Origin of the sequence: Ochrobactrum sp. SFR4 (genome assembly GCF_019730395.1) — a bacterium.
Classification (GTDB): Bacteria; Pseudomonadota; Alphaproteobacteria; order Rhizobiales; family Rhizobiaceae; genus Pseudochrobactrum.
In genome coordinates this window covers 200,200-215,917 of sequence record NZ_JAAPBB010000007.1, presented here as the reverse complement: position 1 = coordinate 215,917, position 15,718 = coordinate 200,200, and the positions used below count along the sequence as shown (strand labels likewise).

Here is a 15,718-nt window from a genome sequence, read left to right as displayed (position 1 = left end):
GTCAGGATGGCTAAGGCATGGCACAGTGAAAAACTGATTAAACTGCGCCATGCGGCCATGAAAGAATCCGGAGCGGTCTCAATATTCCAGCAGGAATGTAAACCGCTCTGGCTTAGCCTTCAGTTACTTGGCCGGCTTGGCAGACATAGCCATCGTGAACTGATCTGAACGACCGGTATAAGTGACATTGGCCTTATGCGCCCAGATACCGCTTTCGAAATGCAGCGGAATGAAAGCATAGTCTTTCATCACTTCGGTCTGCGCCTGCTGGAGCAGCTCCGAACGCTTATCATTGTCCATTGTTGCAACAGCTTCATAGATCAGCTTGTCAAAAGCAGGGTTGGAATAGCCGCCATAATTGGAGCCGCCCAAAGTGCCTTCTTCATTCGGTTTTGCCGGCCACTGACGCAGGAAGGATGAAGCCTCACCGCTGGTGGAACCCCAGCCGCCGATTGCCACACTCAGCTCCTTCTTGGAACGGCGCGGGAAATAGATGGCGCGGGTCATCGCATCCACATCCGATTTAATGCCGATCTGCGTCAGATATTGTGCCACTGCCTGCGTGATCTGGCTGTCATTGATATAGCGGTCATTGGTGGTGGAAAGTGTCAGCTGGAAACCGTCAGGATATCCGGCTTCAGCCAAAAGTTTCTTGGCTTCTGCAGGATCATAACGCAGTTCCGGCGGGTTTGGCAGTGTACCGAACATACCGGTCGGCAGGAACTGATAGGCAGGTTCCGCCGCACCGTCCATCAGACGGGAAACAATAGCATTACGGTCAATCGCCAGCGACATAGCCTGACGGACACGCACATCTTTCAGCGGGTTTTTACCGTCAGCAGCTTTGACATAAGGGCTTTCATCACGCGCCACATCAAGCTGGTAATAAATTACGCGTGTTGAAGGTGTGATCGTGTAGCCGAAACGCTTGTCATCCTTGATACGGGACAGATCGCGGGCAGCCGGATTTTCAATAATATCATAGTCACCGGCGAGAAGACCGGCGAGACGCGGACCGGCATTCGGAACCGGCAGGAAACGTACAGCTTCCCATGGCTCAGCTTCGCCCCAATATTTATCATTGCGTTCCAGCTCGATGGCAGAACCGCGCACATAGCTTTTCAGCTTATAAGGGCCGGTACCGATTGCAAGCTTGCCGTCATTGAAATCACCAACAACAGGCCACGCACCGGTCACACCGCAATTCTGTTCAGGTGCAAAACTGATCTTGTCGTGTTTAACGATTGAGGAACTCAGAATACCAACAGTGCCGATAAAGGTCGGAAGCAGCGGCTCAGGCGCTTTGGTCTTAATCACCAGTGTTTGCGCATCCGGCGCTTCAACAGACTCAAAATTCGCGGTAATGTCCGCAAAAGAACCGGCAATCGCTGTTTCATTTTTCAGCGTGCGGCAGAAAGTAAAAATCACATCATCGGCAGTAAAAGGTGAGCCATCAGAGAAAGTCACGCCTTCCCGTAATTTGAATGTCCAGGTATTCTTGCCGTCATTCTCCCATGAACTGGCCAGAGCCGGATGTACATTTTGCTTTTCATCCTGACGGGTCAGCCCGTCAAATATATGGGCTGCCAAAGCATTATTCGGTGTCAGATCATGATAATGCGGATCAATTGCAGTCGGTTCTGATCCAAGCGCAATACGCAGTGTTTCAGCAGATGCCGCACCGCTCATCAAAGCAGAGCTCAGCAGAGTTGTTCCCAGCAGACTCGCCACGAGCATTTTTTTATACATAAAAGTCTCCGTTCCCCAACGAATATCATTTTTGATATGATTGTCATTATATTTGACATGGTTATTTTCAAAAATAGAGTATATGAAAATTTTATGCCGTCAACACCGGAAACCATCATGTCGCAAACTTTGAATCCCAAGTCCGATTTTGCCAACCGCATGTCTGCGGCATATCCTTCTTTCAGCAAATCCTATCGCCGGATTGCCGATTTTGTTCTGGCAAAGCCGCTGGATGTTGTTGCCATGTCGATTGAAGGACTGGCTCATGCCAGTGGCAGCTCGACCGCCACAATCACCCGTTTTGTACGCGCGGCGGGCTATAGCGGCTATGGTGAATTCCGTGAAAAAATCGTCTCGGATTTTCAGTTTTCACCGTCAGTTAACAGATTAAACAGCGCTGAAAACGCCCAGTCCGGCCAGCAAAGTGCCTATTTGCATACTGTTCTGGCCGATTGTTCCGACAATATCAAAGACACGATTGCCAATATTGATACGCCTTCATCGGAGGCATTTATTGAAGCCATTATCAATGCCAGACGCATCATCATTCTCGGTACCGGCGCCAGCCATTATGCGGCTACACTGCTGGAAGAAGGACTGGCTCTTTATACGGAGAAAAATGTATCCAATATTCTGTCACGCGGCGCATCCCAGTATTCCAACAATTTTGTGCGATCGGTGGATGAAGGTGATGTGGTAATCGCTATCTCCATGCCGCGTTATTCCAACAATACCGTACAGCTTTCCAAAGCTGCCAAGCAAAAAGGCGCAGTGATTCTGGCAATCACCGACAGCCCGACATCACCGCTCGTTCAGGTTGCTGATACGATCTTTTTTGCACCGGCGCGGAACCGTTTGCTGCCGAATTCTCCGGCAGCAATCTTTGCGCTGGCAGATTCCATTGTGACGGCTGTAGCAGCACGTCGTCCCGACATTGTAGCCTCCACAATCGGAAGCCCACCGGAAGATCTGTTTTTGTAAACAAAAACAAAATCATCCGGCAAATTATTGAATCAAAATCAGATCTTTACCCGTTCGGATTTCGGATCATAAAGGCTGCGCAAATGCATCTGCGCAGGATAGTGCTGACCGGCAACATCAACCTCGAAATCCCCCTGCTCCAGCCAGTCTTTACTAACACCCTCCGCATGACTGACCAGCCCCAGCGCAACAGCACAGCCCAATGTATGACCATGGGCAGCAGAACGGATTTCTCCGGCAGGCACGCCATTGCGCAGGATCAGTTCCCCGCCCCACAAAACGGCATCTGCCTCATCGAGGGTCAGCTGCACAATGCGCCGCTTCAGAATATTATCAGCCTTGAACTTCACCAGCGCATCCCGCCCGATAAAACCGCCGGCCTTGTCCATCGCTACAGTAAAACCCAGTCCGGCCTCATAGGGATTAATATCCGGTGTCAGTTCGCGGCTCCATGCACGATAGCCTTTCTCAAGGCGCAGAGCTTCCAACGCATAATATCCGGCATCACGCAGGCCGAATTCCTGCCCCGCTTCCTGCAGCGCTTCATAAACACCAACGGCAAATTCCACAGGGACAATCAGCTCCCAGCCAAGCTCCCCCACATAGGTCATGCGGTTGGCAAAAGCGGTTGCATAGCCCACACCGATTTCACGCACCTGACCAAACGGAAATGCTGTATTGCTGAAATCCATATCACTCAGTTTTTGCAATAGGCTGCGGGATTGCGGCCCCATCAGTGCCAGCACTGCATAGGCAGAGGAAACATCGGTGACCGTTACATAATCACCTTCAGCAATATGCCGGTTAATCCAATCCGCATCGTGAACTGCCTGCGCGGAGCCGGTAATAATCAGAAACTTCTCCGCACCAAGCCGTAGCACAGTCAGATCTGTTTCATAACCGCCGCGCTCATTGAGCATGCCCGTATAAATTGACGACCCCACCGGCACATCAATATCAGCGACACAGAGATGATTGAGAACCCGACAGGCATCACGCCCCTGTATCAACAGCTTGGCGAAGGAACTCTGATCAAAGAGAGCAACACGCTCGCGTACAGCCTGCATTTCACGCCCGACATTCTCATGCCAGTTCTGCCGCCCGAAACTATAGACCGTCTCCGGCTTCTGCCCCTTATCCGCAAACCAGTTCGCGCGCTCCCACCCCATTTTCGAACCGAAACAAGCTCCCTTCGCCTCCAGAAGATGATAAAGCGGCGACCGTCGGAACGGCCGTGCCGTATCTAGCTCCCTGTTTGGCCAGGGCATGGCATAATGCAGACCAAGCGTTTCTTTAACCCGGTCATGTAACCAGCGCTGATTATTGTTGAAACCGGCAAAGCGACGAATATCCACCGGCCATAAATCCATTGTCGGAGCACCATTGATAATCCATTCCGCGAGCGCACGTCCTGCACCACCGGCACTGGCAATACCCATAGAATTAAAACCGGCGCCAACAAAGAAATTCTTCAGCTCCGGTGCCTCACCGAGAATAAAATTATTATCGGGAGTGAAGCTTTCCGGCCCGTTATAAAACTTCTTCACCTCAGCTTCCGCCAGTTGCGGCACGCGGATCAGAGCATTTTCCATCAACGGCTCAAACTGATCCCAGTCATCTTCCAGCAAAGCAAATTCAAACTTATCAGGAATCCCCTGCATACCCCACGGTTTGGCCTGCGGCTCAAAACCGCCCATGACCAGACCACCAACCTCTTCCTTGAAATAAATATAACCGTCCGGATCACGCATAACCGGTAAATCCGGATGCACGCCTTCAATCTTGCCGGTGACGATATACATATGCTCTGCCGAATGCAGAGGAATCGTTACGCCGCACATTTGCCCGACTTTACGCGCCCATTGCCCCGCGCAATTGACCACGATTTCTGCAATAATATTGCCGCGATCCGTCTCAACTCCGCAAGCACGACCGTTTTTCACGGTAATACCGGTCACCTGAACCCGTTCCAATATTCTGGCACCGCGCATTCGCGCGCCGCGCGCCAAAGATTGTGTCAGATCGCTGGGATTGGCCTTACCGTCATCCGGCAGCCAGACGGCCCCCTGCAAATCATCCGTCGCCATGACCGGCCAGAGATCGCCTGCCTCACGGGCTGAAATAACCTCGACATTGACACCCTGCGCACGGGCGGAGGCAGCCGTGCGCTTCAAAACAGTCATACGGTCTCTGCTACGGGCAACAGACAGGGAACCGCATTTTTTCCATCCGGTCGCTAAGCCGGTTTCCGCTTCCAGCTCACTGTAAAGCTGTGTGGAATAACGGATAAGGCCGGTCATATTGGCATGGCTGCGCAACTGCCCCACCAGTCCTGCCGCATGCCATGTTGTGCCGCAACTCAGACTGCCCTGCTCCAGCAACACAACATCGGTCCATCCCGCTTTGGTCAGATGATAGGCAACGGAACAACCGATAATGCCCCCGCCAATAATCACCACCCGCGCCTGAGACGGAAAACTATCTGCTTTGTTTTTGTGATCTGCCTTATGCTCTGTCATGACCTCACTCCCTCCGGTTGAGATCACTATAAAAACAAAACAACAAAAAACAACATTAAATGCAACAAAATATCACATTTATGAAATATGTAACCGAAGGCCCTTCTCAGCCAGTGCTGCCACAAAATGCGGCTCCGGTCTGTGATCTGTAATAATGCCTGCGGCTTGCTCATAATGTGCAACACGAAGCGGCGTCATGCGTCCGAATTTCTCTGCGCTGGCCAGAAACCATGCTTCACCGGCAACAACAGCCAGCCGCGAGCGCAATTCCGCACCGTTACGGGTAAAGTCCGTAATCTCGCCCTCGGCAGTAATACCGCCAGTGCCAAGAAATGCCAGATCAAACCGGAAATGCTCCAGCGCCTGTAATACATCAATACCGCCGCTGGCCTCTTCTTCAGGGCTGATTTCTCCGCCTAATATATGCACGCGAATGGTTTGCACATGACAAAGCTGTAATGCAATTCGCAGACTTGTGGTGCAAATTGTCAGGTTTTCCGGTGCTTTATCCTGTTGCGCTAAAGCCTGAGCAAGAGCCAAAGTCGTTGTGCCGGAGTCCAGAAAAATCACCATTCCGGAACGGATCAAGGTACAGGCGGCTTGACCTATCGCGGCCTTGCCTCCGCTATTTTCCTGACTACGCAGCCCGAAGGCCGGCTCATGAAGCTGGATTTTTGTAGCCCCGCCATGAACCAGCGCCAGCAATCCCCGCTGTGCCAGCAGTTTCAGATCACGGCGAATTGTCTCCCGTGAGACGTCAAAAAATGCAGCAACCTCACTGATCCCCGCCACGCCATCTTCATTCAGCCTGCGCAGAATTTCATCATGACGCTGCGATGCCAGAATGCGTTGCCCAGCTAGGTTTTGATGATCAGATTGCGATGAGGTTTCTGCCACAGACAACTCCAGATACAGAAATGTTGCATCTTGTGACTTTTAGCAAGAAACAGCCACGCAATGCAACATATTCTAAATCTTCAGATAGCCTTCAGCAACCTTAACCGCACTGCCGCCGATACGCGCACCGGTCAGCTTCTTCGCAGCCACATCCAGCTCCAGCCGGATGCGCGATGGTCTGCCCATCTGAATACCCTGCTCGATCCATAGCTGCGTAAGTCCGTCTACAGGCTGGTCAAATTCGTTGATTGCACCGGCAAAGGCGGCAACCGCAGAACCGGTGGCCGGATCTTCATAGACATGCTTGCCGGATGTGAACATCCGCGCATGATAATTGCTCTCAAAAAGCCGTGTCTCGCGGGTATAGATGTAGAAAGGTATCGCACGACCTTCAAAAGCCTGCATATGATCTTCAACAAAAACCGGATCGACCACAACTTTAGCAGCGGCAATCATATTCTTCACCGGCACCAGCACAAACGGCTTACCGCCGCTCCAGACCGAAGGCACGTGATTTTCAAAGCCGATTTCATGTGTATTGAGGCGCAAGGCAGCGGCGGCTTGCTCCTTCTCTACGGTGATATTCACGCGCTCAGGCAGGCGTGGCAGGTCAAATTCGGCGAAGGCAGCCGACTGCCCTTCCGTATCACCGGAGCCTGCGCAATGAACTGCAACACGCACCGGCCCGACTTTTTCCTCAAGCGTCATGATCAGATCAGTTTGAGGTTTTTGCCCGTTGCAATTCTTATAGGCCAGCGCAACCGCCGTACCTACAGTCGGATGACCGGCAAAATTCAGCTCATAATCCGGCGTAAAAATCCGTATCGAAGCTGTGTGTAGCGGATTGACTGCAGGAGCAACAAACACAGTCTCCGAGAGATTGAACTCGCGGGCAATGGCCAGCATCGTGGCATCATCAAGCCCTTCAGAATCATGAACAATAGCAAGCGGATTACCGCTTAGAGGTTTCTCGGTGAAAACATCATAGATCTCGTAGAAACGCCCCTGTACAGCCATGCCGTTCATATTCCCTGCCCTTTAAGATGATCCATGTCCGCCCCGCTCCGGAACTTTCAAAAGTACCGTATCTGATTCAACACATTTGCATTGCCGGTTAAAACATTCAAATGATTCATGAAGTGCATAATATGCAATTCAAATCTCAGCCGCCCGCATCATATGCCGTTACTATTGCGCAAAATACCAGTCGGTGAAAGTGCGAATATAATCCGGACTACGTTCATCCAATATGCCGCCCTGCCCGATCATCAGCACCCGCGATAATTCCGGCTGCCTTTGCGCTGCGATAAATTCCTCCGCCTGCGTCTGCAATTCATTCGCCGTGCGGTCGAAATAATAACAACGGAACAACGCCAGACTGCGATCACACATAACCAGACTATAGCCGCTGGTATGCACTGCATGGTTCAGATCAATTCCGGTTTCCTCCAGCACTTCACGTCTGGCATTTCCGTCAAGATCAACCGCGCCGTTAACAATATCCTGATCGTCATTGGAACCCGCCGGAAAATAAATCCGACCGCCGACAGCGTTGTGTGAGGCCATTTGTCCGAGCAATAGCTGATTATCGGAGGAGACGATGACACCGCTACCGAAAATATGAAACGGCTTATCCGTACTTTTATCTTTACGCCAATAGAGCAGACTGCGAAAACTGGTACGCTGATAGGGCGCACTCAGAATATCCTCAGACAGGCGCGCCTCTGCTGCCAGATAAATTTCTCCGTCATAGAGTGTCGGGTTGGCTGCAATTTCCTGCTGCCAGTTTTCATCAATAGCCTGCTGGTTCCGGACAACATAATCAGGAACACCGGCAACAACTTGTATCCTGACGTCACGGACAGGATAAACTCTGTTCTGGTTTCTGCTTTGCATTCGTCTGCTCCGTTAGACTGAGCCTGTCCTTAAAGCTCAAGTGTGACGGCAACAGGACAATGATCACTTGCCTTTGGTCTGTCCCAGCCAATACGCGGGAAACGCACCACATCCTGCCCTTCAGGAAATAAGGTGCGGTAAGGCTGACCATTGCGGATAATTTCCGGCACAGCCTGCGCATTACGCTGCGCCAGTGCCGGTGATGCCCAGATATAATCCAGCTGGCACAGATGACGCTCCTGCGGGCCACGTGTGTGATACAATGTCCAGCGATCAAGCACCGGCCGCCGCTCTACCAGATTAACCGCAAAACCGTCATTCAGGAAAACATTCAGGCAATTATCCGGCTCCTGAACCGGCGTAAAATTATAGCCGTCCCACTGGTCACCACTTATCGCAAGCTTCTCGTAATAATCATTAAAATCACCGCAGATCAGCCATGAAGCATCCGCAGCCCCGTCACGGCCAAATTTTCTCTCAATAATCATACGAACCGCCTGTGCCTCGGCCAGCCGTACCGGCAGCGTTGTCAGCTTCGGATCCTGACCATAGCGCACACCGCCCATGGATTTGAAATGCGTAACAAAGACCGTCAGCGGCTTGCCGCCGATGCGCAGATCCAGCATCAGGCAATCGCGTTTAAACACCCGCTCATGGGCTTCAATCCCCACTGAGGACAGCACCGGATCATAAATACCTAGATCCTGATAGGTCAGATGTGCATTGCTCTCCAGCTTCACCAGCTCAATCGCGTGGCCGCTGCGCGTTACGTCACGCATCATCACGCTGACATCAATACCGCGGCTGTCATTACCGTCGATCAGATATTTATGTTTGTAGCCCTGCCCCACCATCTTGAACAAATAGCCATATTCGAAAGCATTCAGCGCAGCGAGATCATCAACTTCCTGCAGGCAGAGAATATCCGCCCGTGTCTGCGCGATCGACAGAGCAGATAATTGCCGCGTATCATCCGTATGCGCCACCATCCGCGCCTGTTCGAGCTGCCGGTATTGTGTTTCATTATCAATGGCAAAGAGTTGTAATGAGCGATCCTGACGCAACTCATTGCGGTAACCGGTAAAATCAAACCGGCGCATCAGGTTTTCGATATTGAATGTCGCTAAGGTGAATAATACCGGCCCTTCCGGCAGAGCATTATCCATAACCGGTGTTGATTGCGCAGAAACCGTCTCAGACATTAAGCTACTCATCATTGTGTTCATATTACAGGATAAACCGGCGCTCCAGAGCATTTTACGCCCCGATTGGATCACAGTGCCCGCTCTATTTCCTTTTTTACGCATGCCATTATCGGAAAACCGGTGTCCGCTTTTCCGCAGCATGTGATAACTCAACCTAAACACCATATGTTGAATTGCAATCAGTGATATTGCCTGCAACTGATTTTCTTCAGAAAGCCTGCCCCTTAAATTGGCAGCATTTTTGCACTATATTAGCCTTAAGCTATATAAATTTACGAACGGATATCGCTATGTCCAGATTCATTCTGAAAACCGCATTCACAGTGGGCATTGCCCTGCTTTCCGGCGCATCGGCCTATGCAGGCGGTAACCAGATCAGCGGCGGCATTCCCTCTCTGAACCCGACCGGCCTTCTGATTGTCGGCGGCATTACCGGCGGCAATCGCGCAGACCCCGCCAGCCGTAACTGTTACGGCTCCACACTCTGCAAAGAAAGCGGCGCCTATTATACGGAAGACGGTGTACTGAATTACAAAAACGGCGATCCGCTGGTACAGCGCGGTGCTACAAAACGCATCGGCTCGGCAAAATCAGCCAATGCGGGTGATAATATCAACCATATGCAGTGGTGCAGCAATCAGTACCGCTCATATCGTGCGTCCGATAATACATATCAGCCTTTTGCCGGCAGCCGCACCACCTGCAATTCGCCATTCTGAAATTTGCTTCTCAAATAATTATGCCCCTTCAGCCAATGATCGCGGAAGGGGCATAAAATGTTTACAGCAGGTGCTGAAATTTAGTCTTTACTGACTTCGGTAATATAGTTAGCATCAGCCACCATATTGAAGTTCTTGACATTTTTGGCCGCAACAGCCGTTTCAATCTGCTGATAAAGCATCACGAACGGGCTTGTCTCCTGAAAATCCTTCTGGATTTTATGATACATCTGCTCGCGTTTTGCAGTGTCTGTTTCTTTTGCCGCATCCATGGTTTCCTTGGACATTTCAGGAATGTCCCACGAGCTGCGCCATGCTGTCGTTTTCATCGACACTTCATCGCTATTATCCGGATTATAGGAGAAGGTCGATGCATTGGTATGCGGATCCCAGTAATCAGGGCCCCAGATACCCAGCGAAAGCTGATGCTTGCGCGCACGTACTTTTGTCGTCGTCAGCTTGCCGTCACCCTGTAACAGCTCAACTTTAATACCGGCCTTCGCAAAAGTCTGCTGAATGCTTTCAGCAATACCAACGCCTGGCTGTGTATTACGCACATCGAGCGTCACACTGAAACCGTCTTGCAGACCGGCATCGGCCAATAGTTGCTTGGCCTTATCAACATCTAGTTTGAACGGCTTGTCATCAATCGCGCCGAACATACCAAGCGGCAGGAAAGACTGATGCGTGCGGCCAATACCTTTAATCAGCGTAGTTTCAATAGCGTCATAATCAACGAGATATTTCATCGCCTGACGCACTTCCAGCTTGGCAAGATTTGGCACATTCTGGTTGGCTGTCAGATAATAGGTGCGCCCTTTCGGAGCACTGAGAATATTGAAATCACTGTTCTTGGCAAATTCTGCAATATCACCCGGCTCAAGATTACGGGCAACATCAATATCACCGGCCTGCAACAGCAGACGCTGCGACACGCTTTCCTTCACATGACGGTAAATAGCGCGTTTTACAGCCGGTTTTGGTCCGCTATAGTTCTCATTGCGCTCCAGCAGGATCACTTCATTCGAACGCCACTCTTTCAGGTTGTAAACGCCGGAACCTGCATAATTACGCTTGAGCCAGTCATAACCAAAATCTGTATCAAATGGTTTAGCTTCTGTTTTCTCGGTTTTAACCGCATGTTCTTCAACCAGCTTGCTGTCGACAACAGAAGCCACACTGGAAGACAGCGCATTGAGCACGAAGCTCGGCGCGAAAGTTTCTTCCGTGGAGAACACAACCGTATAATCATCCGGCGCAGTCACCAGCTTTTCCACATTGTCTTTATTCAGACCAAACTGGCTGATGATGAATGCAGGGCTGAGATCAAGCTTGATCGCGCGATGCAGAGAATAAACAACATCCTGCGCCGTCAGCGGATTGCCAGAAGCAAATTTCTGCCCCTGCTTAACCTTGAAAGTAATGGTCTTGCCGTCTTCCGAAATCACCCAGCTTTCCGCAATCTGCGGAATGATCTTGGTCGGATCTTTCGGATCTGTGGTCACCAGACGTTCATAGGTATTGGTCAGAATTTCCGACGTGGTGATCTCGAAAATTTCTGCCGGATCGAGAGAAATCACATCATCAATGGCCATTGCCACAACCAGCGTATCCGCCGGCGTTGCCGCCTGTGCAGCAGCCGCCGACAGGCCAAGCACCGACGCGCAGGCCAGAGCCAGCGTGTATTTTTTAATTATAGTCATGAGTTTCCCCTCACTTTCCGCCTGAATCCTGTCGCTGTGTAAGGACTCAGATTTATAAAATTATAACAAGATCAGGCTACAGGATTGCCGGACAAAGCCAAGCATCTTTTTATAAAGAAAGCCGTAAATTCAGCATGTTAAGCACTGAAGCATATCGCAATTAAATACATCCATTTAACGGCGATATACTTCAGCTGAAACTCTGGCCGTGAAGATATAAAAAAGCCGGAGCAACGGGCTCCGGCTTTTTTTCATTCGTTGAGATTGCTTATTTCTCAATTTTTCTCATGGGCACGGATCAGATTGCCAAGGCGCTTGATGCCTTCTTCAATCATCTCGTCATTGGCACAGGAATAAGCGAGACGCAGTGTATTGGCACCGGTGCCATCTGCATGGAATGCTTTACCCGGAACAAAAGCCACTTTCTCTGTTTCAATCGCAGCGGCCAGAAGATCAGCGCCGTTCATATAATCCGGCAGATTGACCCAGACGAACATACCGCCCTCAGGCTTTGTCCATGTGGCCGATTTCGGCATATATTTATCCAGCGCTTCCAGCATTTTATTGCGGCGGCGCGAATAGACAGAACGGATTTTTGCAATCTGCGCATCAAAACCATTGGCAGCAACATGATGCACAGCCAGCTGATTGATGGTTGAGGAATGCAGATCAGCAGCCTGTTTCATCAGTACCAGTTTGCGGATGACTGTCGCATTAGCAACGACATAACCAACACGCAAACCCGGTGCCAGCGTCTTGGAGAAGCTGCCGGAATAGATCGTGCGGGTATTTTCAATCGAGCCTTTGCGCTCAATTTCCAGCGCCAGAACCGGCGGGATCGGTGTACCGTCAAAACGCAGATACTGGTAGGCAGCATCTTCGATCAGCGCGATATCCATTTCATCGCCCAGATCAATCAGCTTTTCGCGGCCTTCACGATCAATGGTTTCACCGGTCGGATTGCTGAAATCTGCCGAAAAATAAGCAAATTTTACCTTACCGCCAGCCTTCTCTGCAGCTTCTTCATAGGAAGCCGGAGTGCGGTTGCCGTTTGGCTGCAATGTATCATAGGTCGGCTCATAGGCATTGAAAGCCTGCAGTGCACCAAGATAGGTCGGACGCACAACCAGCGCCGTATCATTCGGCGACAGGAACAGCTTGCCGAGATAATCCAGCGCCTGCTGCGAACCCGAAGTGATGAAGATATTTTCGGCAGTGCAAGGCACGTCGATTTTTGCCATTTCACCCTGCAACCATTCGCGTAGCGGCTTATAGCCTTCACTTACCGAATATTGCAGCGCTGCATCGGATTTGCCCGTGGCGAAAATATCGGCATAGGCTTCTTTGAATTCTTCTGCCGGAAACAGTTTCGGATCAGGAATACCACCCGCGAAAGAAATAATATCCGGACGCTCAAGCAGTTTCAACAATTCACGAATTTCCGACGCTTTCATACGCGATGAACGTGTTGCGAATATTTTTTCCCAATCCAGCATGGGGGTTCCTCATAAAGTCAAAAGAGATGCCGTGAAATAGAACATAAAACTTAACTAAAAGCTGTGTGCCTTTGGTTATCACCTTATGCGTATTTCACAACAAAACAAGCAAAATATGTCAGCATTACTGACCTTTATTCATTTTATTGCGATTTGATGGATAATTTCGTTACATTCGAACAAAATCAGCCGCACAAAACTAACAATCATGCATTTTCAGCAAGCGATCGCACCATCATCACTTCGTCATACATTTCACCATTCAACGATATCCAGTTCGGCCGGCGTCCGAATTCCGTATAACCTTCGCGCATATAGAGCTGCAAAGCAGTTTTGTTTTCAGCAAGTACACTGAGTTCAAGCTGACTGAAACCATTATCACGCGCATAGATCTCAACAGCCTGCATCAGCTTCTGACCAATATTCCGGCCACGCATTTCGCTTTTCACATAGACCATCACAACAATCGCACGATGGGATGTCCGCGCACCGTCCTGAGGCCACAAACCAATTAGCCCGACAGCTTTATCGCCGTCGAAAGCAGCAAAAACCGGTGCATTTAACTTTGCACGCCAATCAGCTTCAGAGAACTTTACCCAGTCCTCATAGGCAGAACTATAGGCTTCCGGATGCAGTTGCAGAGCTTCCAGCCGGATGTCCCGAAGGATAGCAAAGTCATCGGACTTCAACTGCCGGATAGTAACTTCACTCATATTTCATTCCTCCCGTCAGCAGTACTGCCATAAATAATCAGGCCCGCACAAACAAAACTTTGTGCGGGCCTGATATTCAGTGATTAAGCAATGCCAGATTAGTTGCGAGCCTTATCAACCAGCTTGTTCTTGGAAATCCAAGGCATCATGCCGCGCAGCTTGGCACCAACTTCTTCGATCTGGTGATCGTCGTTCATACGACGGATACCCTTGAAGCGTGCAGCACCGGCACGGTATTCCTGCATCCAGTCGGATGTGAACTTACCGGTCTGAATATCGTGCAGAACGCGCTTCATTTCAGCTTTGGTTTCTGCAGTGATGATGCGCGGGCCAGTTACATATTCGCCCCACTCAGCAGTGTTGGAGATCGAATAGTTCATGTTGGCGATACCGCCTTCATAGATCAGGTCAACGATCAGCTTCACTTCGTGCAAGCACTCGAAGTAAGCCATTTCAGGTGCGTAACCACCTTCAACCAGCGTTTCAAAACCAGCGCGGATCAGTTCAACCAGACCGCCGCAGAGAACTGCCTGCTCACCGAACAGATCGGTTTCGCACTCTTCCTTGAATGTGGTTTCGATAACGCCGGAACGGCCACCGCCAACGCCCGAAGCGTAAGACAAAGCCAGATCATGGGCATTGCCGGAAGCATCCTGATGGATAGCGATCAGGCAAGGTACGCCGCCGCCCTTCTGATATTCGCCGCGCACAGTATGACCCGGGCCTTTTGGCGCGATCATTACAACGTCGACAGTCTTTTTGGTTTCGATCAGACCAAAATGAACGTTCAGACCATGAGCAAAAGCAATGGCAGCACCGTCGCGCAGATTGTCGTGGATGTGTTCTTTATAGATGTCAGCCTGCAATTCGTCAGGGGTTGCCATCATCATCAGGTCTGCCCATTTGGCAGCATCTGCAACGCTGAGAACTTCAAAACCGTCAGCTTCAGCTTTTTTAACAGTGGCAGAATCCATACGCAGCGCAATGCGGACATTCTTGGCACCGGAATCCTTCAGGTTCAGCGCATGGGCGCGACCCTGGCTACCGTAACCAACGATAACAACATTTTTGCCTTTAATCAGATTTACGTCTGCATCACTGTCATAATAAACGCGCATAGGATATTCCCTTCCTTCTATGCTATTAGTCTGTGCCGTTTTTCCTCAAAACCGGCACTATTCCACACCGGCAAAATCAGGCGCCGGCCTTATTTCCGTAAAGAGCAAAAAACTGTCGTGTTGCCGTTCTGGCATCGCGGATAATTTCTGCATCACTGACCTCATGGCGGTCGCCGAGCAGCAGACGGATCTGCATGTCGCGCACCACAAGGCCGAAGAACGAGGCAAAAGCCTCATCAATATCATCAAAGTCCAGCAGGCCTGCATCGCGGCCGGTCTCAAGTACCGGCTTGAGACGACGCGCCATAGCGATCGGACCATTATTCAGCACGATCTCACCGAGATCCGACTTACCGGAACCCGCATGGCTGACCGCTAAACGGTTCAGTGCGATGGATGTGCAGCCGGACAGAACCAGCAGCCAGTCGCGGGCAAAATGCTCCAGACTGGTAAAGAGCGATTCTTCATCCAGCCCTTCCCGCGCCACCGGCACAACACGCACTTTTGACGCCTGCCACTGCACAGTTGCGGTCAGCAAGCCGTCACGGTCAGTGAACCATTTATACAGTGTTTCCTTGGAGCAGCTTGCACGCCGTGCAACACCCGCCATCGTAAGACTGTCACCACCCTCAACGAGGAGCTCCAGCGCGGCATTCAGCACATCCTTCTGACGATCTGTCAGCTCTGTGCCTGTTCCGACATTGCTCACGACATTCTCAGGT

At 50.7% G+C, this 15,718-nt stretch carries 13 protein-coding genes; 2 read left to right on the top strand and 11 right to left on the bottom strand.

The features are described from left to right. Positions 1 to 123: 123 nt before the first annotated feature. Positions 124 to 1,749, bottom strand: a complete 1,626-nt coding sequence (locus tag HBA93_RS11270) for an ABC transporter substrate-binding protein (protein WP_121991418.1) — start codon at positions 1,747 to 1,749, stop codon at positions 124 to 126. Between the two features lie 117 nt (positions 1,750 to 1,866). On the opposite strand from HBA93_RS11270, the gene HBA93_RS11265 reads away from it, so the two are divergent. Then, complete coding sequence (locus HBA93_RS11265; protein ID WP_221723315.1) at positions 1,867 to 2,730, top strand: MurR/RpiR family transcriptional regulator; 864 nt, start codon at positions 1,867 to 1,869, stop codon at positions 2,728 to 2,730. A gap of 38 nt (positions 2,731 to 2,768) precedes the next feature. Here the strand turns inward: HBA93_RS11265 and HBA93_RS11260 are convergent, their stop codons facing one another. From HBA93_RS11260 to HBA93_RS11240, 5 genes are all read right to left on the bottom strand, one after another. Further along, on the bottom strand, positions 2,769 to 5,249 hold the full coding sequence (locus tag HBA93_RS11260; RefSeq protein ID WP_221723314.1) for a GcvT family protein: 2,481 nt from the start codon (positions 5,247 to 5,249) through the stop codon (positions 2,769 to 2,771). A 78-nt stretch (positions 5,250 to 5,327) separates the two neighbouring features. Then, on the bottom strand, positions 5,328 to 6,146 hold the full coding sequence (locus HBA93_RS11255; RefSeq protein WP_221723313.1) for a DeoR/GlpR family DNA-binding transcription regulator: 819 nt from the start codon (positions 6,144 to 6,146) through the stop codon (positions 5,328 to 5,330). 72 nt (positions 6,147 to 6,218) lie between these two features. Next, the gene (locus tag HBA93_RS11250; protein ID WP_121991421.1) at positions 6,219 to 7,172 is read right to left on the bottom strand and encodes a PhzF family phenazine biosynthesis protein; all 954 of its coding nucleotides are present in this window, start codon (positions 7,170 to 7,172) and stop codon (positions 6,219 to 6,221) included. 162 nt (positions 7,173 to 7,334) lie between these two features. Continuing rightward, positions 7,335 to 8,042 (bottom strand): NUDIX hydrolase, encoded by a 708-nt coding sequence (locus HBA93_RS11245; protein ID WP_221723312.1) that lies wholly within the window; start codon positions 8,040 to 8,042, stop codon positions 7,335 to 7,337. A gap of 29 nt (positions 8,043 to 8,071) precedes the next feature. Next, the gene (locus tag HBA93_RS11240) at positions 8,072 to 9,208 is read right to left on the bottom strand and encodes an endonuclease/exonuclease/phosphatase family protein (protein ID WP_502910092.1); all 1,137 of its coding nucleotides are present in this window, start codon (positions 9,206 to 9,208) and stop codon (positions 8,072 to 8,074) included. 329 nt (positions 9,209 to 9,537) lie between these two features. Between HBA93_RS11240 and HBA93_RS11235 the strand changes: the two genes are divergently transcribed. Then, the gene (locus tag HBA93_RS11235; protein WP_122092224.1) at positions 9,538 to 9,966 is read left to right on the top strand and encodes a BA14K family protein; all 429 of its coding nucleotides are present in this window, start codon (positions 9,538 to 9,540) and stop codon (positions 9,964 to 9,966) included. 80 nt (positions 9,967 to 10,046) lie between these two features. On the opposite strand, the gene HBA93_RS11230 is transcribed toward HBA93_RS11235, so the two are convergent. The 5 genes from HBA93_RS11230 to HBA93_RS11210 all read right to left on the bottom strand — a co-directional run bounded on the left by HBA93_RS11230 (position 10,047) and on the right by HBA93_RS11210 (position 15,705). Continuing rightward, the gene (locus HBA93_RS11230; RefSeq protein ID WP_221723311.1) at positions 10,047 to 11,669 is read right to left on the bottom strand and encodes an ABC transporter substrate-binding protein; all 1,623 of its coding nucleotides are present in this window, start codon (positions 11,667 to 11,669) and stop codon (positions 10,047 to 10,049) included. 275 nt (positions 11,670 to 11,944) lie between these two features. After that, on the bottom strand, positions 11,945 to 13,165 hold the full coding sequence (locus HBA93_RS11225; protein WP_221723310.1) for an aminotransferase-like domain-containing protein: 1,221 nt from the start codon (positions 13,163 to 13,165) through the stop codon (positions 11,945 to 11,947). A 206-nt stretch (positions 13,166 to 13,371) separates the two neighbouring features. Beyond that, a complete protein-coding gene (locus tag HBA93_RS11220) occupies positions 13,372 to 13,878 on the bottom strand; it encodes a GNAT family N-acetyltransferase (protein WP_122092225.1) in 507 nt (168 codons plus the stop codon). A gap of 98 nt (positions 13,879 to 13,976) precedes the next feature. Further along, a complete protein-coding gene (gene ilvC, locus HBA93_RS11215) occupies positions 13,977 to 14,996 on the bottom strand; it encodes a ketol-acid reductoisomerase (protein ID WP_121991427.1) in 1,020 nt (339 codons plus the stop codon). Between the two features lie 76 nt (positions 14,997 to 15,072). After that, positions 15,073 to 15,705, bottom strand: coding sequence for a TetR/AcrR family transcriptional regulator (locus tag HBA93_RS11210; RefSeq protein WP_121991649.1), 633 nt, complete (start codon positions 15,703 to 15,705; stop codon positions 15,073 to 15,075). Between the last annotated feature and the right edge of the window lie 13 nt (positions 15,706 to 15,718).